Raw genomic sequence first — 19,245 nt, forward strand, 5'->3', positions numbered from 1 at the left:
TTACTATGATTGGTATTAAATAGGTCGTTAAGTAAGAGATGAGTGTGGCAACAAAATATTAGCGCTTTTAAAAGTATAGTGGGGGAGTGTCACAAGTACAAAAAAGCGACTCATTGAGTCGCTTTTAGATTATATGCAGATTGAGGACTGAGTAAGAGCACCTAGTTCAATAGAAACTATTTAAACAAAGTTTTATGACAGTAATATTGCCATGTATTTTTTGTTCTAATAAAGCCTTATAGCTGCTCTTTTAATTGGTATAACATGGCTAATGCTTGCTTAGGCGTTAATTCATCAGGGTCTATATCTTGCAGTAGCGCAACAGCATGGTGAGGCTCTGGCGCTTCTAAGGCTAAACTTGCCTGTTGTTGTATCATTACGGGCTGCTCTATGTTGTTTGTTGTTGCCTCTGTTTGTATAGAGTTGGATTCTAGTTGCTGCAGCTTTATTTTGGCATTCTCTAATACATTTTTAGGAACCCCAGCTAAAGCAGCTACCTGTAGACCATAACTCTTATTCGCCGCACCTTCTTGTAATGCATGTAAAAAAGCGATGCTGTCACCATGCTCTACAGCATCAAGGTGCACATTCACCAGTTCAGGAATAGTTTCTGGTAAACGGGTTAATTCGAAGTAGTGTGTCGCAAATAGCGTATAGGCTTGTATTTTCTCAGCCAACTGTTCAGCACAAGCCCAGGCCAGTGATAAACCATCAAAGGTACTCGTACCACGACCAATCTCATCCATTAACACTAATGAATTAGGCGTTGCATTATGCAAAATATTAGCCGTTTCCGTCATCTCAACCATAAAAGTAGATCGTCCGCTGGCTAAATCATCGGATGCACCAATACGCGTAAAGATGCGATCAATTGGACCAATGGTTGCACTTTCTGCTGGAATAAAACTACCAATATGTGCCATCAGTACCATTAAGGCAACCTGACGCATATAGGTCGATTTACCCCCCATATTCGGGCCGGTAATGATCAACATACGTCTGTCATTATGTAAATTAACAGGGTTAGCAATAAACGGTGTTTTACTCACTTGTTCAACGACCGGGTGACGACCTTCTTGAATGTTAATGCCATTTTCTTTCTGTAAAACAGGACGAACGTAGTTTAAGGTTAATGCTCGTTCAGTTAAGGTATTAAGTACATCTAATTCCGCTAACGCTTTGGCAGTAAATTGTAAGCTTCTTAAATGTGGTAACAATAGATCAATAAGTTGTTCATACAGTTTCTTTTCTAATGCTAATGCTTTCCCTTGGCTAGAGAGGACTTTCTCTTCATGCTCTTTTAACTCAGCAATAATGTATCGTTCAGCGCCTTTTAGGGTTTGGCGACGTACATAATGCTCGGGTACTTTGTCTGACTGACTACGTCCAATTTCAATAAAGTAACCGTGTACTCGGTTATAACCTACTTTTAAGGTACTAATGCCGGTACTTTCACGTTCACGCTGTTCAAGCGCTTCTAAGTAATCCGTTGCTCCTTTTGATAAATTACGCCAATGATCTAGCTCTTCGTTATACCCTTCTTTAATTACGCCACCATCACGGATTAATACAGGCGGGTTATCGATCACCGCTGTTTCTAGTAAATTTAATAGTTCAGGGTAATTGCCCATCTCTTCACTTAAGGTAGCGACTAACTCTTTTGGTAACTCTGCAATCAAATGTTGTAATTCAGGCAGTAAAGAGAAAGCACAACGTAAACGTGTTAAATCACGAGGACGAGCAGAGCGAAGTGCTAAGCGAGCAATCACTCGTTCAATATCGCCAATCTGTTTTAATGGAATAGACAGTGCATCAGTTAAATCAAAATCCATTAATGTTTGGATCATGGTTTGACGATAATTCAACACGGTTAAGTTACGTACAGGCTGGTGGATCCAACGTTTTAATAAACGGCTACCCATAGGTGTCACAGTGGTATCAAGGACTTGTGCTAGGGTATTATCGGTTCCGCCTGAGAGGTTAAAGGTCAATTCTAAGTTACGGCGTGTTGCGGCATCTAAAATAACTGTGTCAGTGCTTTGCTCTAATGTGACTGATTGAATATGCGTTAATGCGGTACGTTGTGTATCTTTTAAATATTGTAATACTGCGCCAGCAGCACAAATAGCAAAGTGTGATTGCTCAATACCAAAACCCACTAAGTCCTGTGTCCCTAATTGTTGGGTTAATAGGTTCTTACAGGTACCAAATTCAAATTCCCATTCAGGGCGTCGGCGAATGGTAGGTAGATGTTCAATAAGTTCGATCGATTCAAAGTTATCTGGGTAAAGTAACTCTGCAGGATTTAAACGTTGTATTTCTGCCTGCAAGGCTTCTGCTTTAGCAAATTCATTAACAATAAAACGCCCACTACCAATATCAAGTGATGCGATACCGAAGTTATCACCTTGTTGATACACAGAACACAGTAAGTTATCTTGCTTATCATCTAACAAGGCTTCATCGGTGATCGTCCCTGGTGTGATAATACGTACTATTTTACGTTCAACTGGACCTTTACTCGTCGCCGGATCGCCAACTTGCTCACAAATAGCAATGGATTCACCTAGATTAATTAATCTCGCTAAATATCCCTCTACGCTATGGTAAGGAACACCTGCCATAGGGATTGCATTACCGCCAGTTTTGCCACGTTGGGTTAGCGATATACCTAATAATTGTGATGCTTTACGTGCATCTTCAAAAAATAATTCGTAGAAGTCGCCCATACGATAAAATAGTAAGGTGTCTGGTACCTCACTTTTTAAGGTTAAAAATTGTTGCATCATGGGAGTATGCTGTTTTAATTCTTGTGCTGTTGGCTTCATAATGAATACACTTAAAATAACTATTTCTAAAAAAGGCGGAAAATTATGCTAACTGAAAAAACCGTTAAAGAATTAGCGCTCGCATTAGGTGAAAAATTAACTAATGCTGGCTTAGTCGCGACAACCGCAGAATCCTGTACCGGTGGTGGTGTAGCATACGCTATTACGGAAATTTCTGGAAGTTCACTGTGGTTTGATCGTAGTTTTGTTACCTACAGTAATGGAGCAAAAACTCAGATGCTAGACGTTGACCCTGAATTGATTAATACATTTGGCGCCGTCTCTAAAGAGGTGGTGAATGCAATGGCCATTGGCGCAGTAAAAAACTCAGATGCGGATATTGCTGTGGCTATTAGTGGCATCGCTGGTCCTGAAGGTGGCAGTGAAGAAAAACCCGTTGGCACAGTATGCATTGCTTGGTATAACGCACATAGCGGTCATAAGACAGAAAGTTACCTGTTTGTTGGTAACCGCTCAGAAGTAAGAACACAGGCCATTCGTTTAGCGTTATTAGGTTTAATAGAGAACGCAGATGCGCTAGGATCAGCACAAATATAGCGATATTTTTAATAAAAAACTTGATACTGTATAAATGGGCAGTATACTGATTGCATATACAGTAAAAAATCAAAACCACTGGAGAGAATAATGAGTCAAGACGCAAATAAAGATAAAGCATTAGCCGCGGCGTTAGGCCAAATTGAGAAGCAATTTGGTAAAGGTTCAATCATGCGTCTTGGAGACGGTGCCGCAGCAATGATGGAAATAGAATCAGTGTCAACGGGTTCATTAGGATTAGATGTTGCGTTGGGAATAGGCGGTTTGCCTTACGGTCGTATTGTTGAAATCTACGGGCCAGAAAGTTCAGGTAAAACAACGCTGACATTACAAGTGATTGCTGAAGCACAAAAACAGGGTAAAACCTGTGCATTTATCGATGCAGAGCATGCGCTTGACCCATCTTACGCAAGAAAATTAGGCGTAAATGTTGATGAGTTACTTATTTCTCAGCCTGATACGGGTGAGCAAGCATTAGAAATCTGTGACATGCTAGTTCGTTCTGGCGCAGTGGGTGTTGTCATTGTCGATTCGGTTGCTGCATTAACACCAAAAGCTGAAATTGAAGGTGATATGGGCGATTCACACATGGGTCTTCAAGCTCGTCTAATGTCACAAGCATTACGTAAACTAACGGGTAACATTAAACAAACTAACACTATGTGTATCTTCATTAACCAAATTCGTATGAAGATTGGCGTTATGTTTGGTAACCCAGAAACAACAACAGGTGGTAATGCACTTAAATTCTATGCGTCAGTACGTTTAGATATCCGCCGTATCGGTGCCGTTAAAAACGGTGATGAAATTACTGGTAATGAAACACGTGTTAAAGTGGTTAAGAACAAAGTATCTCCACCATTTAAACAAGCTGAATTCCAAATCCTATACGGTCAAGGTATTAACAACTTAGGTGAATTAATCGACCTAGGTGTTAAGCAAGAGTTAGTTGAAAAATCAGGTTCTTGGTACGCTTACAACGGTAGCAAAATTGGTCAAGGTAAGACTAATGCTTGTAAGTTCTTACAAGAAAACCCAGCGGTAGCTGAAGAGCTAAATGGCAAGTTACGTGAGATTTTACTGGCTAAACCAGTATTAACACCAGAAACTGAAGAGCAAGACGGTCCAGCACCTGAGTAAGCTATCACTCAAGCTATCCGTTAGCCTTAAATGAAAAAGCCGATGTTTAACCACATCGGCTTTTTTATTGGTGCTTAATTGGTGCTTAATATAATTGCTATTAGCCCATCAAAAATTTCAGTAATAGAAATAGCAACATACCAAAGAAGATCGTTTTAAGCAGGCTTTTAGTGACCACACTAATCACTACGCTAAATATCGCCGCGAGCAGATACACATTGTGCCAACTGAAATCGATCTCACCCATTGGCATCACTACCGCCGGAACAATAATGGCCGTTAATACCGCTGGTGGCACAAACTTTAAGGACTGCTGCATCCAGATTGGAAAGTTAATTTTCCCAGCAAAGGCGAACATAACAAATCGAATGCCAAAGGTGATAACAAACATCCCTAGGATTAACCAAACTTCACTCATACTTGTTTCTCCTGAGAAAGCGGGGATTTTTGAAAATACACCACAGTTAATCCTACTGCAACGCCAATTAATGCACTCACAATAAGCCCTAATTTATTAGGTAAATATGCAAAGTATAAAGAGGCGATAGCGGCACTGAGCATAGCACTGAACATGGCTTTAGTGTTGAGGTAAGGAACAACCATACCAATGAAAGTCACTGACATAGCAAACTCTAATCCCCAGCTGGTCATATCTGGGATAACATTACCTAATATTAAGCCAATTGCAGTAGCGGATGACCAGCTCACATAAAAACTAAACATAGAGCCAAGATAGAAAAAATGCGCAAACTGATGGTCATCACCTAAGGGAGAGCTAGGTTGGTAGCGTTGGCTCATATTAGCGAAGGTTTCATCAGTTAAACCAAAGGCTAACAAACTACGTAATGGAAATGACAAGTTACTAATATGAGGCACTAATGCCGTTGCATATAATAAATGACGTAAATTGACCACAAAAGTGGTCAATAGAATGACTTCCAAAGGTGCTTGAACTGCAATCAGTGCCAACACAATAAACTGAGCTGAACCAGCAAATACAATTAACGACATCGCCATGGTTGCCCACACCGATAATCCACTGCTTGGTGCTAAAGTGCCAAATAAAATACCAAAAGGAATACCGCCCACAATTAAAGGGATCGCAGCTTTTACGCCGCCGATAAATTCCGCTTTTTTGACTGTAGTTGCCCGACTGCTTGTTTGCATACTTAAATACCTGCTATTAATCCATAAACATAGTTAATAATTCATTCAAATAACGATGACCTAATTCAGTGACCTGAGCAGTTTCAGCCGTGACACTTATTAATCCCTTTTGCTCTGCTTGTTGTAATGCTGGATTTAATGCTGAACGGTTCAAGCCTGTGTAATCTTCAAATTCAGAAAAATTAAAACTTTCCATTAGGCGAAGGCGATTCATCATATATTCAAATACTAAGTCATCTGGGTTTACATTAATGCAATCATCCATAAACGGCCGACTTGGCTCTAAGTAACCTTTAGGGTGCTTGATTTTAGTGGTACGTACTATTTTATTTTCAAGAGGCAATGACAACTTACCGTGTGCGCCACAGCCAATGCCAAGGTAATCACCAAAACGCCAATAGTTTAAATTATGCTGACACTGCCAACCTGGTCGGCTATAACCAGATATTTCATATTGTTGATATCCATGCTCAGCTAATAATTTTAATCCTGCTTCTTGAATGCTCCAAAGTACTTCATCATCGGGTAATTTAGGAGGATGAGAGAAGTATTGAGTATTTGGTTCAATGGTTAATTGATACCAAGACAGGTGCGTTGGGTTAAGTTCGATAGCAGTGTTTAAATCGCTCATTGCATCATCTAAACTTTGGTTTGGCAACCCATGCATTAAGTCTAGATTGAAGGTTTTCATGCCCACATGGTGTGCTTGTCTGGCAGCTGTTTTTGCTTCTTCCACACCATGAATTCGCCCTAACTTAGTGAGCTTATCCTGTTGGAAGCTTTGTACTCCAAATGAGAAACGATTGATACCCGCGCTTTTAAAGTCAGCGATTTTTTGATTTTCAATCGCACCTGGGTTTGCTTCTAGGGTGATTTCAATTCCCTCTTGGAAAGGAATTAATCCTTGAATATTTTCCAATAGCCATTTAATACCTGGAGCTGAAATTAAGCTCGGTGTACCACCACCAATAAAAATACTAAATAGCTGACGTCCTTGCACAAAACGTAAGTCTTGTTTTAAGTCATCTATTAATGCATTTAAGTATTCTTGTTCAGGTATCTCTCCCTTTAGTTTGTGAGAATTAAAATCACAATAGGGGCACTTTTCAATACACCAAGGGATATGAACATATAAACTGAGCGGGGGAAGTTGTAACATTAATTTTTCCAATCTAAAAAGCGACTATAAAAGTCGCTTTAAAATATCTGTATAGCGAAAGTTGCGTTTACGCGTTAGCTGATAACTGCTCTTTTAGTAAACTCACTAATTGAGTTAATGCTTTACCGCGATGACTTAATTCACTTTTACGTTGTTTAGTGAGTTGTGCAGAGGTTGATTGTTCGCTTTCAACCCAAAATATTGGGTCGTAACCAAAACCTTGCTCACCTAATACTGCTTCTGTAATGCTACCTTCCCACGTGCCTTGGCAAATAATAGGCGTTGGATCTAGCTCATGGCGAAGATAAACCAGTACACATTGAAAACGTGCTTTACGTTGTTCTGGGTTAATACCCACCAACTTTGACAGTAACTTATCGATGTTATCTCTGTCTGTTGCACCTTCTCCAGCATAACGTGCAGAGTAGATCCCCGGTTGACCATTTAAGAAATCGACTTCTAAACCAGAATCATCGGCAATGGCTGGTAATCCTGTCAGCTTAGATGCATGGCGTGCTTTAATAATCGCATTCTCAACAAAAGTTGTACCTGTTTCTGGTACATCTGGCACATTAAATTGGCTTTGCGGTAAAACTTCAATAGAAAAACTATTCAGTAATTCGCTCATCTCTTTTACTTTGCCTTGATTGCCCGTGGCCAGTACCCATTTTTGTTTCATCGTATTTCCTAACATTTATCATTGAAAATAAAGCGTGTGATTATTTTTTGCTGTTATTGGGGGATTATACTGTTTTGTTAGCGGAGGTGAAGGAAAGTTATGAAGAGATGTAGGTATGGCGAGGATATTTCGCCATACCTTATATTACGGTCATTCAGAAGGTGATTAACCGAGTATTTGTGCCAGTAAGTCCGTCACTAATTTTTCTACAAATTGTAAGCCAAGTAATACCACTAACATCGATAAATCAAAACCACCTAGTGGTGGAATGATACGACGAATAGGACGAAGCAATGGTTCAGTTAATTGGATCATGACAGCTTCAACAGGGTGTTGACCTTGGCTAACCCAACTTAAGATTGCACGTATTACTAATACCCAGAATAGCAGTTTAAAGATCGCAGTGACTAAGATAAATAAACCAGAAGCTAATACGATAGGTAAGTTAATCCCATAGTTTAGTACGGCACTTAGTACCAAAATTTTTGCAACTGCAACAACAAATGCAAATAATACCGTCGCGGTATCTAATCCGCCAATAGGTGGGATAATACGACGTAGAGGCGCAACAACAGGTTGTGTTGCTTTTACAATAAACTGGCTGAATGGATTATAAAAATCTGCTCTTGCTAGTTGTAACCAAACACGTAATAAAACCACCATTAGATACAGGTCAAAAACGGTATCGATTAAAAAGTTAACTGCATTCATTTATTTCTACCTTTTATAGAATGTTTATAGCAATGGGTTAAAATAGTTTTTCCATTTCTGCGCCGCGATCTGATGCAGCTTGCATCGCTTTACCTACGATTTCTGGTAGGTCTAGCTCGTTGAAGGTACGAATAGCTTCTGCAGTTGTACCTCCTTTAGATATAACGTTATTACGAAGAGTTTCAAGGTCTAGGTGTGCATTTTGTTTTACCATTTCAGCACTACCAATGGCAGATTGTTGTACCAGTAAACGTGCATCTTCTTTACTGAAGCCCATCTCCATCGCTTTTTTCTGCATTGATTCCATAAATAGGAAAAAATAAGCGGGTGCTGAACCAGCTGCTGCGATCACACCATTAATTTGTGCTTCATCTTCAACCCATACAATTTCACCTACTGCGCTCATGAGTTCACTAGCAAAATCTTTGTCTTGTGCTGACACTTGTTGTGATGCAAATAAACCTGTCATGCCTTTTTGTAATAAAGAAGGGGTGTTTGGCATAGTACGAATCACGGCCGTATTTTCGCCCAATACTGATTGGAAACGTGTTACAGAAACACCGGCTGCAATTGAAATCACTAATTTATTAGAAAAATCAACGCCACCATCTACCAATGCTTGGCACACATCGGCCATCATTTGTGGTTTAACGCCTAATACAATCACATCTGCCCAAGTTGCAGATTGGTTATTATCTTGGCTTGCTGTAATTGCTAGGTCGTCCGCTAGTTGTTGAGTATTGGTTAAACTAGGTGCTGATGCGCAAATCAAGTTGGCTGGGTAGCCACCTTTTACTAAACCATTAATGATACTGCCAGCCATGTTGCCTGCACCAATAAAGGTGATTTTCTTATCTTGCATTATGTTTTTCCTTTTATTAACGTTTTATCGTGCGCCAAAAATGTCGGTGCCAATGCGTACCATGGTACTGCCGCATTTAATTGCACTTTCTAAATCGCCACTCATTCCCATCGACAGTGTATCGATATCTTGATATTGCTGTTGTAGGGTTTGATAAATTTCATGCAATGCTAAAAATTGTTCCTCGACTATTTTTGGGTCGTCACTTTTCTGCGGAATCGCCATGATACCACGAAGTTTTATACGCGGCAGATCTTGAATTTGTGCTGCCAATTCTAATACTTGCGATAAAGTAGTACCCGATTTGCTCTGTTCTCCGCTAATATTAACTTGCAAGCAAATATTAAGGTCTGGCATATCATCTGGGCGTTGTTGACTTAAACGTTGTGCTATCTTTAAACGGTCCACACTTTGTACCCAATCAAAATGCTCTGCAACAGGGCGGGTTTTATTCGATTGTAATGGACCAATAAAATACCAGTGAATGGGTCTATCAAACTCTGGATCTATTTTTATTTGTTGAATTTTCTCTACGCTTTCTTGTACATAGTTTTCTCCAAAGTGAGATAAACCCTGTAAGAAAGCCTGTTTAATTGAGGAAACCGGTTTGGTTTTACTCACAGCTAATAACCGCACTTTGTCTTGGCGTTGTGCATTTATACTAGCTTGGGCTATTTTTTGTTCAACAGCTACGATATTGTTAGGTATATTAGTCATATTATTAGGATTTTTAAATTATGGATATAACGGAATTATTAGCCTTTAGTGTAAAGCATAAAGCATCAGATCTACACCTTTCTGCAGGTGTTCCTCCAATGATTCGTGTGGATGGGGAAGTACGTAAAATAAACATGCCTGCCTTAGAGCACAAAGAGGTGCATAATTTAATTTATGACATTATGAGTGACCAACAACGTAAAGATTTTGAAGAGTTGTTAGAAACGGATTTCTCTTTTGAAATTAAAGACCTTGCTCGATTCCGTGTGAATGTATTTAATCAAAACCGTGGTTCTGCTGCAGTATTTCGTACCATTCCAAGTGAAGTGTTAACCCTAGAAGCATTAGGCGCGCCTTCTATTTTTAAAGATATTTCAGATTACCCGCGTGGTCTCGTATTGGTGACAGGGCCTACGGGTTCTGGTAAATCAACGACATTAGCTGCAATGGTTGATTATATTAATGATTCTCGTAATGAGCATATATTAACGATAGAAGACCCGATTGAGTTTGTGCACACAGCGAAAAAATCGCTAATTAACCAACGTGAAGTACACAAAGATACATTAAACTTTGAAATGGCATTACGTAGTGCCTTACGTGAAGATCCAGATGTTATTTTGATTGGTGAAATGCGAGACTTAGAAACGATTCGTTTAGCATTAACTGCTGCTGAAACAGGCCATTTAGTATTTGGTACTCTACATACAACCTCTGCTGCAAAAACCATTAACCGTATTGTTGATGTATTCCCAGCCGCTGAAAAAGCCATGGTTCGTTCAATGTTATCAGAGTCATTACGTGCGGTTATTTCACAAACCCTACTTAAGAAAAATGGCGGTGGTCGTATTGCGGCTCATGAAATCATGATAGGTATTCCTGCTATTCGAAACTTAATTCGTGAAGATAAAGTGGCGCAAATGTACTCGGTTATACAAACCGGTAAAGTCCACGGAATGCAGACATTAGATCAATGTTTACGAGATTTGGTTGCTCAAGGTTTTGTAGCTTATGAAGATGCTGCTTCAAAAGCGATGGACCCTAAAACATTTTAAGGAGTAGGTATGCTAGATAAATTATTAGGTTCTTTAGATCAGTTAAAAGCCTCAGACTTATACATTTCGGCTGGCTTGCCGCCTACAGTAAAACTCAATGGGCGTTTATCTTCTTTGTCCGATGATAAGATGGCTCCCGAAGATATTTATAATTTATTAGCACTTACTATGGATGAACACGACTTCGCCCAATTCAAAAGCCAAAAAGAAGCAAATTTTGCAATTCATATTGAAGGCTTAGGGCGTTTTCGGATCAGTGCTTTTATGCAAAAAAGTAGCCCAGGTATGGTGGTACGCAGAATCAATGACAGAATTCCTACCAGTGATGAGTTGTACTTACCAGATCAACTAAAAGAAATCTGTATGGCTAAGTCCGGTTTAGTCTTGTTTGTTGGACCGACTGGCTCAGGTAAGTCAACAACGCTGGCCGCTATGGTAGGGTTTCGTAACCAACATGCATCCGGGCATATTTTAACCATTGAAGATCCCATTGAATTTGTACATGAGCACGCACGTTCAGTAGTAACCCAGCGTGAAGTTGGGTTAGATACTGACTCAATTGAAGAAGCGTTACGTAATGCAACTCGCCAAGCGCCTGATGTCATTGTACAAGGTGAAATCCGCAGTCCAGTGAGTATGTCTCATGCTATCAGTCATGCACAAACGGGTTATTTAAGCATGGCGACAATTAATGCTAACAGCGCTGAGAAAGCCTTGGAACAGATGTTACATTATATGCCTGAAGAGCGTCATAACCAGTTTTTAAACGAGCTTGCAGTTAACTTAAAAGCGATTGTTGCACAACGTCTTATCCCAACATTAGATGAACAAGGTAGTGTGGCTGCTTTTGAGGTGATGGTGAATTCGCCTGCATTATCTAATGCAATTCGAAAGGGTGAACGCCACCTGTTAAAAGATATTATGAAGTCATCTAAACAAGCGGGAATGCAAACTTTAGATCAAGCGTTATTTAAATTATATTCGGACTCAAAAATTAGTTATAGTGAAGCACTAGCACATGCAGATTCAGCCAATGATCTCCGCTTAATGATTAAATTAAAAGTGGGCTCAAGCTCTAAACTCGCTTCGGATAGCTTAAATGAGTTTACTATCGACTGATGTCTGTGAATGAAAGTTAAATAGGGCTGAGGAGTATTGCCTTATTTTTAAAGATTAGGAAAAAATATGATAGTTGTTATTTCTCCAGCTAAAACCTTAGATTTTGAAACACCGGCAACCACTTCTGAATTCACAGAAGCTAGCTTATTGTCGGAAAGTCAGCGATTAATTAATCGTTGCCAAGAACTGTCGATGCAAGATGTTGCGTCACTAATGAAAGTTAGCGATAAAATCGCAGGCTTAAATGTGGCTCGCTTTGCAGAATGGAAAACACCTTTTTCATTAGATAATGATGCTAAGCAATGTTTATTTGCATTTAAAGGTGATGTTTACACAGGTCTTGAAGCGGAAACATTAAGCGAAAGCACATTACAATATGCACAAAAAAATCTGCGTATTTTGTCTGGTTTATACGGTCTATTACGCCCATTAGATTTAATGTTAGCGTACCGTCTTGAAATGGGGACGCGTTTAGATAACGAACGTGGTACTAACCTGTATCAATTCTGGGGTGACTTGATCACTGATGAATTAAATAAACAGTTAGCTACACAGGATTCACAGTACCTTATTAACTTAGCATCAAACGAATATTTTAAAGCGGTAAAACCTAAAGCCTTAAAAGCGAAAGTAATTACGCCGATTTTTAAAGATCAAAAGAATGGCCAATATAAGGTGATTAGTTTCTACGCTAAAAAAGCCCGTGGTTTAATGGCGCGTTACATCATGGAAAATGAAGTTACTGATATTGAACAGCTAAAAGCATTTACTGAAGCGGGGTATTACTTCGTGGAAGCTGCTTCAAGCGAAACAGATCTGGTCTTCCAACGCGAAGAGCAATAATCAATTTATTATCTTATGATTAATAAAAGCCGATTTATTGAGAGCACCTCAGTAAATCGGCTTTTTTATTGTGTTAACTTTAGGTTTTGTGGCGAGGTAGTTTAAGCTTGCCCGAGAATAGCTGCTAGTTTCACAGCAACACCATGCTCTTTAGAAGACTTAGTCACTTCTGCATTAGGCAGTGAGTTTAATAGATCTTTTTGTGAATTAGCCATTAATATTGGCGTTCCAATTTTTCGTAGCATCTCCACATCGTTCATCCCATCACCAAAGGCGATTCCTTGTTCTGCAGTAAAGCCCATTGAGTTTAAAACAGCGTCAACAGCCATCCCTTTATTGGTTTTCGCTTCCATCACTTCTAAACATTTATCAAGCGAGAAGGTGAGGTTCACTCTATCTGAAAAAGCATCATTTAATCGATTATAAATTTGGTTGAGTTTGTCTCTTTCTCCCCAAAAGAATATTTTAATGGTGTTCGATTGATCAAGGGTCTTTAAGTCGACTTCTTTACACATAAAGTTGCTATCAATACTCATGCCCATTAATGCCTGCAGAGAGAAGTTTGCATACCATTGTTGGTCAGTAAATAGGTTAACTTGTACTGCTGGGTCAAAATCCATCTCACAGATGGCAGTTGCGATATCCTGAGGTAAGTTTTGTTGTAAGACGATATTACCATCTTGGTCATGCACACGAGCGCCATTAGAGGTGATTAGTGGAATTGGCTCACCTAAGGTATCTTGGATTTGTTTCGCTTCAATATAGTGACGGCCCGTTGCAATCACAAACTTTTTACCACTTTGCTTCCATTGCTTAACCACTGCTTTTGTTTCATTTGATACTTGGTGGTCTGGACCAAGTAATGTTCCGTCCAGATCTGAAATAGCTATTTGATACATGTTAACTTACCTTGTTGAGCGGATTGAAAAAATCTAATATTTGATTAATTGCGGGTATTCTATATTGGTCTTGTTCCAATAATATTTCATGTTTGGCGTTGTCTATACGAAACAGTTGACTCTGTTGCTGTTTATCTCGGTTAACGATAAATCGTTGTTGTCCTTTTTCAGTTACAATACTGTCCGCACCTGCTTGAATCAATAATACGGGGATATCGATTTTTTGAGCATTTTTTACTGCTTTTTCAGTCGCGTATAAACTTCTGTTCACCCAGCGCATGGTTGGGCCACCTAATTGAGTTTCTATTACTTGTTCAAATATATTAAATATGGCGTTAAAACGTTTTTCGCTTGATGTTAATGCATTATCAGTAAATATGCCTTTTTGATATTCCCCGACCTTAGGTGCATAACAGGCTAATTCATTAAACAAGCTATAGGTTGCATCACAAACAAAGCTGATTATTTTAGCGGCCCATACGGGAATATTACCAGTATTGATAGAAAACATTGGGCTACAAAAAACTACTTTGTTAAAAGGATGATCTTGCTCTTGTAAATACAGAGCACTAATTGCAGATCCCATAGAGTGCGCGAGTAAAAAGCATGATGGATAATGTTGTTGCAATGATAATGAGTTAACAAAATAGCGTAAATCCGCTACATAGTGTTCAAACTCATGCACGTGGCCTCTGTGTAGGTCACCACCTAATCGACTTGATAAACCTTGGCCGCGATGGTCGATTAAAAAAATATCGTAACCTTGTTTGTTTAAGTCAAAAGCCAACTCTTTGTATTTAAAAACAGATTCATTACGACCTTGGCAAATAACAATAGCTTGAGTGTTACCGGTTTTAATATGTACAGTATGAATCTTGCCATCATGCTCACTATCAAATAGATGCACTGTGGCATGCTGCTGCCAAAAGGCATGAATAGCAGGTGAAAAATCATCGTCTAATAAATCTTCAGTATTGAGTTGATATTTATTGTCTAACATTCGCAGTGCACTCTACTTATTTTTCAATAAGTTTATCAGTATATAGAGGAAAAATTAAAACGGAACTGATAGGGGGGAAATTAAAAACCACGCAGATTAGCGTGGTTATTAATGGTTACTGGAGAGAGTGAGTGATGATTAAGCTAATTTTGCTTTAATAAAGGCAATCGCTTCTTCAATCTTAACTTCTTCTTTCTCACCAGACGCACGGTTTTTATATTCGATAACACCGTTATCAATACTACGGTCACCAATCACTAATGTGTGTGGAATACCAATTAATTCCGCATCAGCAAACATGATACCTGGGCGCTCTTTACGGTCATCTAATAGTACTTCAATACCAGCTGCTTGTAATTCTGCGTAGTATTGCTCTGCTAAGTCTGCAACGCGATGTGATTTTTTCATGTTCATTGGCACGATCACAACAGTGAAAGGTGCGATAACATCATTCCAGATGATACCGTTTTTATCATTGTTCTGTTCAATGGCTGCCGCAACAATACGTGAAATACCAACACCGTAACAACCCATGGTCATTACTTGATTTTTACCCTGTTGGTTTAATACTGCCGCATTCATTGCTTGCGCATAAGTATCACCTAACTGGAAGATATGACCCACTTCAATACCACGGGCAATAGATAAGGTACCTTGACCACATGGGCTTAGGTCACCTTCAATCACATTACGTAAATCAGCCACTTGACCTAATGCTACATCACGATTCCAATTAATATTGAAGTAGTGTTTGTTATCAAGGTTAGCGCCAGCAGAGAAATCACTCATTACCGCCACACTGCGGTCTACAATAAATGGCATAGGTAGTGATACAGGACCTAAAGAACCAGGACCCGCTTTAACTAAATCACGGATTTCAGACTCATGGGCAAAGGTTAATGGTGAAGCGACTTCTGCAAGGTTTTCTGCTTTGATCTCATTTAGTTCATGGTCTCCACGAATAATTAATGCAACCAAATCTGATTCACTTTCTTCTGAAGCTTTAACAATGAGCGTCTTAACGGTTTTTTCAATGGCAATATTGTGTTCAGAAACAAGCTCTGCAATTGTTTTAGCATTAGGAGTATCTACTAATTCCATTTCAGCTGTTGCAGGTGCAAGTTCAACTTGTGGGCTAAGTGCTTCTGCTTTTTCAATATTTGCTGCGTAGTCACTTTGATCAGAGAAAACAATCGCATCTTCGCCACTTTGTGCTAATACATGGAATTCATGTGATGCACTACCACCGATACTACCTGTGTCTGCAATTACTGCTCGGTACTCTAATCCTAAACGATCAAAGATGCGGCAGTAAGCATCAAACATAGTTTGATATGTTTTTTCTAAACACTCTTGGTCTAGGTGGAAAGTGTAAGCATCCTTCATAATAAATTCACGAGTACGCATTACACCAAAGCGAGGGCGTGTTTCATCGCGGAATTTAGTTTGAATTTGGAATAAGTTAAGTGGTAATTGCTTGTAGCTATTTACTTCCTTACGTACTAATTCAGTGATCACTTCTTCGTGAGTTGGGCCTAAAACAAAGTCTCGGTTGTGGCGATCTTTAATACGTAATAATTCACCGCCGAATTTATCCCAACGGCCAGACTCTTGCCATAGGTCAGCAGGCTGTACAACAGGCATTGAAATTTCAACAGATCCCGCTCGTTCCATCTCTTCACGTACAATACGCTCTACTTTACGTAATACACGTAAACCCGTGGGTAACCAAGTGTATAAACCTGAGGCTAGTTTTCGAATCATCCCTGCGCGTAACATCAGCTGGTGGCTGGCAATTACTGCATCACTTGGTGCTTCTTTTTGAGTGGATAATAAATAATTGGTAGTGCGCATGGTGATCCTTGTTGATAGTTATCTATCGTATAACGAATATTAAGTTGGCTGATTTTAGCAGTCGATTGCTGTGGACTAAAGCATTGTTAGTTGATTTAAGTAAATAATATTGTGTTTTTTTATAAAATTTGGTTAGTTTTATAACTCTAGCCAAAGGAGTTAATATGCAAAGCTACTTTAGACCCGTAAAACACAGCTTACTGATCATGTTTTGTTGTGCTGTATTGTTAATATTAAACACAGTTTTTCAAATCAATCGTTTCGGTATTGCCCCAAGGGAATTAAGTCATTTAACTGGCATTATTTTCTCTCCCTTTTTACATGGTGATTGGGCACATCTAGTGAGTAACTTTTTCCCTTTTGTTATTTTCTCCTGCTTGATTGGTTTACATAGCTTAAAACGTTTCTGGTTAGTGTTTGTATTATCAATCTTGATGACAGGCAGTTTAGTTTGGTTATTTGGTCGTGCGGCAAGTATTCATATTGGTATGAGTGGAGTAGTTTATGCGATGTGGGGATATTTAATCGTATACGGGATCAAACAGCGCCACTTTCGCGATATGTTAATTTCTATCATAGTCTTAATTATTTATGGTGGGTTAGTATTCGGTGTCTTACCAAGTTCACCGAATATCTCCTATGAAAGTCATCTGTTTGGTGCCCTATCAGGTGCAGTGGTAGGGTATCTGTTATCTAAGACTAAAACGACATAAAGACTAGGGAGCTTAGACTCCCTCAATAGACAATACATGGATAGCATCAAGCTTACATTGCCACTTAATATTAAAATCCGATAGATGCATGGCATAAACCTTAGTATCTACTTTTGCTTTTTTGTAAGCAGGCCTTGGGTCTTGCTGTAATATTTCTATAATGAACTGTTGTAGCGTTTGGTATTCAGCAGGTAGTTCAGCTAACTGAGATAGAGACTGCTCACTAAAGTGAATAGCTAAAGGTGAGTCAGGTGCTGTTTGTGCAAAACCGGCTTGTGCATCAGGATTGGCATCTGCATAAGGTAAGTAGGGTTTGATATCGATAATCGGAGTTCCATCAACAAGGTCTATATTACTTAAGGAAAGAAACAACTTACCATCACGTTGAATGACACCATGAAACTTCACTAATGATAAACCTATCGGATTAGGGCGATTAGGACTACGCGTGGCAAACACACCAACACGCTTATTACCCCCTAAACGCGGTGGTCTTACCGTAGGGCTCCATGAGTTTGTAGGTTCGGAGTCAGGACTAAGGTTTTTATGAAAGGTGAAGATAAGCCATAAATGACTAAATTCATCTAAGCCATTAAATGCATTAATGTCATTAAATGGAGGTAAGATCTCTAATTCCGCTGTTGCACTAGGCACTAAACCTGGTTGTCTTGGTACCGCAAACTTTTCTTTATAAGGAGAATGTACGGTACCTATAATAGTATGTTGCGCATTAACCATCGATTGGCTCTGCAACATCTAATGCTCTACCGTAACAAATCACATTGCTCACGCAACTCTCATCACGCTCAAAATTGATACAAGATTGGAAAACAACACCATTTGCATTCATATCAGCAGCATTGATACGTGCTTCGGTGCGCGCCTCTGCTTCACTTGCTGGCAAGTCTATTTCATCAATCTGGCAACTACTCCCTTCAACCGCACCTAATACAGTATATTCAAGGTCTAATAATTGCTGCTTATCATATACAGTCACTTTAGAAGGTTTGAAGTAGGTTTCGAAATTTTCTTTATCAACATTAGAGTGCAGTTGATAATCACTACATCCCGCAATCAAGATAAGTAAAGTAAGTACAAGCAGTCTATTCATGGTGGTTACTCTTTATTAATAGTAGGGAATAATAATGAGTGGCATAATAACATCATTAAATAGTCCTGAAATAGAGAAGTGAAAATGAGTAAGTCAAAACCTGCAGTATTTTTAGATAGAGATGGTGTTATTAACAAAGATAATGGCTATGTATCAGAGATTGATGACTTTGAATTTCTAGAAGGTGCCATAGAAGCATGTATTGCATTAAAGAAAAAAGGTTACCTATTAGTTCTTGTTACCAACCAATCTGGTATTGCACGCGGTTACTTCTCGGAAGAGCAATTTCATACATTAACGGAATGGATGGATTGGTCGATGGCTGATCGTGGTGTGGATTTAGATGGCATCTATTATTGCCCACATCATAATGAAGCAGGTGTTGGTGAATTCAAAATAGATTGTGAATGTCGTAAACCAAAACCAGGTATGTTAAATAACGCCATTGATGATTTAAACATAGATGTTGAAAATTCAATTTTAGTGGGTGATAAGGTTTCTGATATCCAAGCAGGTATTGCAGCGGGAGTGAAAATTAATTACCTAGTACGTACTGGTAAAGCAATAACAGAAGAAGGTGAAAGGTTAGCAACAGGCATTTTTGATGATTTAACGGCTGTTGTTGAAAGTATTTAATAACTCTGTGGATAAGTTGCACATTTTTGTGTGTAACTTGTGCCCAAGATCAGTATAAAAATTAATTGCAAATAATCGCAATAAAACGCTTGCCAATGAGATCATAATCCCTATAATGCGCACCCACAGACACGGGACGGAACGCAAGTTACCCAGCGAGTTTGAGAGCAAAACAAACGCAGTAAACGCTTCGA

General features: G+C 39.2%; 20 protein-coding genes. 7 read left to right on the forward strand and 13 right to left on the reverse strand.

Annotated elements, in window-relative coordinates; translation table 11 throughout:
• Window positions 1–236: 236 nt before the first annotated feature.
• Window positions 237–2,828, reverse strand: a complete 2,592-nt coding sequence (mutS, locus tag DS885_RS09710; RefSeq protein WP_113819231.1) for a DNA mismatch repair protein MutS — start codon at window positions 2,826–2,828, stop codon at window positions 237–239.
• A gap of 45 nt (window positions 2,829–2,873) precedes the next feature.
• Between mutS and DS885_RS09715 the strand changes: the two genes are divergently transcribed.
• Together DS885_RS09715 and recA are read left to right on the forward strand one after the other, a co-directional pair.
• Window positions 2,874–3,386: a CinA family protein gene (locus DS885_RS09715; protein WP_113819232.1), complete on the forward strand. Its 513-nt coding sequence runs from the start codon at window positions 2,874–2,876 to the stop codon at window positions 3,384–3,386.
• Window positions 3,387–3,476: 90 nt separating this feature from the next.
• The gene (recA, locus tag DS885_RS09720; RefSeq protein WP_113819233.1) at window positions 3,477–4,526 is read left to right on the forward strand and encodes a recombinase RecA; all 1,050 of its coding nucleotides are present in this window, start codon (window positions 3,477–3,479) and stop codon (window positions 4,524–4,526) included.
• A gap of 100 nt (window positions 4,527–4,626) precedes the next feature.
• On the opposite strand, the gene DS885_RS09725 is transcribed toward recA, so the two are convergent.
• From DS885_RS09725 to DS885_RS09755, 7 genes are all read right to left on the reverse strand, one after another.
• The gene (locus DS885_RS09725; RefSeq protein ID WP_113819234.1) at window positions 4,627–4,944 is read right to left on the reverse strand and encodes an AzlD domain-containing protein; all 318 of its coding nucleotides are present in this window, start codon (window positions 4,942–4,944) and stop codon (window positions 4,627–4,629) included.
• Entirely contained in the window at window positions 4,941–5,693 is a 753-nt protein-coding gene (locus DS885_RS09730) for an AzlC family ABC transporter permease (protein WP_113819235.1), read from the reverse strand. The genes DS885_RS09725 and DS885_RS09730 overlap by 4 nt, the downstream gene beginning before the upstream one ends.
• Window positions 5,694–5,709: 16 nt before the next feature.
• Window positions 5,710–6,852: a radical SAM family heme chaperone HemW gene (gene hemW, locus DS885_RS09735; RefSeq protein ID WP_113819236.1), complete on the reverse strand. Its 1,143-nt coding sequence runs from the start codon at window positions 6,850–6,852 to the stop codon at window positions 5,710–5,712.
• A gap of 67 nt (window positions 6,853–6,919) precedes the next feature.
• Window positions 6,920–7,531 (reverse strand): XTP/dITP diphosphatase, encoded by a 612-nt coding sequence (locus DS885_RS09740; protein WP_113819237.1) that lies wholly within the window; start codon window positions 7,529–7,531, stop codon window positions 6,920–6,922.
• 165 nt (window positions 7,532–7,696) lie between these two features.
• Window positions 7,697–8,242 (reverse strand): YggT family protein, encoded by a 546-nt coding sequence (locus tag DS885_RS09745; protein WP_113819238.1) that lies wholly within the window; start codon window positions 8,240–8,242, stop codon window positions 7,697–7,699.
• A gap of 37 nt (window positions 8,243–8,279) precedes the next feature.
• Window positions 8,280–9,104, reverse strand: a complete 825-nt coding sequence (gene proC, locus DS885_RS09750) for a pyrroline-5-carboxylate reductase (RefSeq protein WP_113819239.1) — start codon at window positions 9,102–9,104, stop codon at window positions 8,280–8,282.
• Window positions 9,105–9,128: 24 nt separating this feature from the next.
• Window positions 9,129–9,821: a YggS family pyridoxal phosphate-dependent enzyme gene (locus DS885_RS09755; protein ID WP_113819240.1), complete on the reverse strand. Its 693-nt coding sequence runs from the start codon at window positions 9,819–9,821 to the stop codon at window positions 9,129–9,131.
• Between the two features lie 20 nt (window positions 9,822–9,841).
• Between DS885_RS09755 and DS885_RS09760 the strand changes: the two genes are divergently transcribed.
• From DS885_RS09760 to yaaA, 3 genes are all read left to right on the forward strand, one after another.
• Window positions 9,842–10,876, forward strand: a complete 1,035-nt coding sequence (locus DS885_RS09760) for a type IV pilus twitching motility protein PilT (protein WP_113819241.1) — start codon at window positions 9,842–9,844, stop codon at window positions 10,874–10,876.
• 9 nt (window positions 10,877–10,885) lie between these two features.
• Window positions 10,886–11,995: a PilT/PilU family type 4a pilus ATPase gene (locus tag DS885_RS09765; protein WP_113819242.1), complete on the forward strand. Its 1,110-nt coding sequence runs from the start codon at window positions 10,886–10,888 to the stop codon at window positions 11,993–11,995.
• A 66-nt stretch (window positions 11,996–12,061) separates the two neighbouring features.
• Window positions 12,062–12,838 (forward strand): peroxide stress protein YaaA, encoded by a 777-nt coding sequence (gene yaaA / locus DS885_RS09770; protein ID WP_113819243.1) that lies wholly within the window; start codon window positions 12,062–12,064, stop codon window positions 12,836–12,838.
• Between the two features lie 101 nt (window positions 12,839–12,939).
• On the opposite strand, the gene DS885_RS09775 is transcribed toward yaaA, so the two are convergent.
• From DS885_RS09775 to DS885_RS09785, 3 genes are all read right to left on the reverse strand, one after another.
• Window positions 12,940–13,737: a Cof-type HAD-IIB family hydrolase gene (locus DS885_RS09775; protein WP_113819244.1), complete on the reverse strand. Its 798-nt coding sequence runs from the start codon at window positions 13,735–13,737 to the stop codon at window positions 12,940–12,942.
• Window position 13,738: 1 nt separating this feature from the next.
• Complete coding sequence (locus DS885_RS09780) at window positions 13,739–14,737, reverse strand: alpha/beta fold hydrolase (protein WP_113819245.1); 999 nt, start codon at window positions 14,735–14,737, stop codon at window positions 13,739–13,741.
• A gap of 138 nt (window positions 14,738–14,875) precedes the next feature.
• Entirely contained in the window at window positions 14,876–16,591 is a 1,716-nt protein-coding gene (locus DS885_RS09785; protein WP_113819246.1) for a proline--tRNA ligase, read from the reverse strand.
• Window positions 16,592–16,755: 164 nt separating this feature from the next.
• Here DS885_RS09785 and DS885_RS09790 point away from each other — a divergent pair, with 164 nt between their 5' ends.
• Entirely contained in the window at window positions 16,756–17,304 is a 549-nt protein-coding gene (locus tag DS885_RS09790) for a rhomboid family intramembrane serine protease (RefSeq protein WP_113819247.1), read from the forward strand.
• Window positions 17,305–17,316: 12 nt separating this feature from the next.
• On the opposite strand, the gene tsaA is transcribed toward DS885_RS09790, so the two are convergent.
• Together tsaA and rcsF are read right to left on the reverse strand one after the other, a co-directional pair.
• Window positions 17,317–18,060 (reverse strand): tRNA (N6-threonylcarbamoyladenosine(37)-N6)-methyltransferase TrmO, encoded by a 744-nt coding sequence (gene tsaA, locus DS885_RS09795; RefSeq protein WP_258546889.1) that lies wholly within the window; start codon window positions 18,058–18,060, stop codon window positions 17,317–17,319.
• Entirely contained in the window at window positions 18,035–18,415 is a 381-nt protein-coding gene (gene rcsF / locus DS885_RS09800) for an Rcs stress response system protein RcsF (RefSeq protein ID WP_113819249.1), read from the reverse strand. Before rcsF ends, tsaA begins: the two co-directional genes overlap by 26 nt.
• A gap of 84 nt (window positions 18,416–18,499) precedes the next feature.
• On the opposite strand from rcsF, the gene gmhB reads away from it, so the two are divergent.
• Entirely contained in the window at window positions 18,500–19,051 is a 552-nt protein-coding gene (gene gmhB / locus DS885_RS09805) for a D-glycero-beta-D-manno-heptose 1,7-bisphosphate 7-phosphatase (protein ID WP_113819250.1), read from the forward strand.
• Window positions 19,052–19,245 lie beyond the last annotated feature (194 nt).

Source organism: Psychromonas sp. B3M02 (assembly GCF_003318165.1).
In the GTDB taxonomy this organism is placed as follows: domain Bacteria; phylum Pseudomonadota; class Gammaproteobacteria; order Enterobacterales; family Psychromonadaceae; genus Psychromonas.

What these genes read in the sequence shown, in the direction of transcription:
- DS885_RS09725 (WP_113819234.1), bottom strand. Translation starts at nt 4,944, where the DNA reads ATGAGTGAAGTTTGGTTAATCCTAGGGATGTTTGTTATCACCTTTGGC.
- DS885_RS09775 (WP_113819244.1), bottom strand. Translation starts at nt 13,737, where the DNA reads ATGTATCAAATAGCTATTTCAGATCTGGACGGAACATTACTTGGTCCA.
- gmhB (WP_113819250.1), top strand. Translation starts at nt 18,500, where the DNA reads ATGAGTAAGTCAAAACCTGCAGTATTTTTAGATAGAGATGGTGTTATT.
- DS885_RS09790 (WP_113819247.1), top strand. Translation starts at nt 16,756, where the DNA reads ATGCAAAGCTACTTTAGACCCGTAAAACACAGCTTACTGATCATGTTT.
- DS885_RS09745 (WP_113819238.1), bottom strand. Translation starts at nt 8,242, where the DNA reads ATGAATGCAGTTAACTTTTTAATCGATACCGTTTTTGACCTGTATCTA.
- rcsF (WP_113819249.1), bottom strand. Translation starts at nt 18,415, where the DNA reads ATGAATAGACTGCTTGTACTTACTTTACTTATCTTGATTGCGGGATGT.
- DS885_RS09785 (WP_113819246.1), bottom strand. Translation starts at nt 16,591, where the DNA reads ATGCGCACTACCAATTATTTATTATCCACTCAAAAAGAAGCACCAAGT.
- DS885_RS09740 (WP_113819237.1), bottom strand. Translation starts at nt 7,531, where the DNA reads ATGAAACAAAAATGGGTACTGGCCACGGGCAATCAAGGCAAAGTAAAA.
- DS885_RS09730 (WP_113819235.1), bottom strand. Translation starts at nt 5,693, where the DNA reads ATGCAAACAAGCAGTCGGGCAACTACAGTCAAAAAAGCGGAATTTATC.
- DS885_RS09755 (WP_113819240.1), bottom strand. Translation starts at nt 9,821, where the DNA reads ATGACTAATATACCTAACAATATCGTAGCTGTTGAACAAAAAATAGCC.
- yaaA (WP_113819243.1), top strand. Translation starts at nt 12,062, where the DNA reads ATGATAGTTGTTATTTCTCCAGCTAAAACCTTAGATTTTGAAACACCG.
- recA (WP_113819233.1), top strand. Translation starts at nt 3,477, where the DNA reads ATGAGTCAAGACGCAAATAAAGATAAAGCATTAGCCGCGGCGTTAGGC.
- DS885_RS09715 (WP_113819232.1), top strand. Translation starts at nt 2,874, where the DNA reads ATGCTAACTGAAAAAACCGTTAAAGAATTAGCGCTCGCATTAGGTGAA.
- mutS (WP_113819231.1), bottom strand. Translation starts at nt 2,828, where the DNA reads ATGAAGCCAACAGCACAAGAATTAAAACAGCATACTCCCATGATGCAA.
- DS885_RS09765 (WP_113819242.1), top strand. Translation starts at nt 10,886, where the DNA reads ATGCTAGATAAATTATTAGGTTCTTTAGATCAGTTAAAAGCCTCAGAC.
- DS885_RS09780 (WP_113819245.1), bottom strand. Translation starts at nt 14,737, where the DNA reads ATGTTAGACAATAAATATCAACTCAATACTGAAGATTTATTAGACGAT.
- DS885_RS09760 (WP_113819241.1), top strand. Translation starts at nt 9,842, where the DNA reads ATGGATATAACGGAATTATTAGCCTTTAGTGTAAAGCATAAAGCATCA.
- tsaA (WP_258546889.1), bottom strand. Translation starts at nt 18,060, where the DNA reads ATGTTGCAGAGCCAATCGATGGTTAATGCGCAACATACTATTATAGGT.
- hemW (WP_113819236.1), bottom strand. Translation starts at nt 6,852, where the DNA reads ATGTTACAACTTCCCCCGCTCAGTTTATATGTTCATATCCCTTGGTGT.
- proC (WP_113819239.1), bottom strand. Translation starts at nt 9,104, where the DNA reads ATGCAAGATAAGAAAATCACCTTTATTGGTGCAGGCAACATGGCTGGC.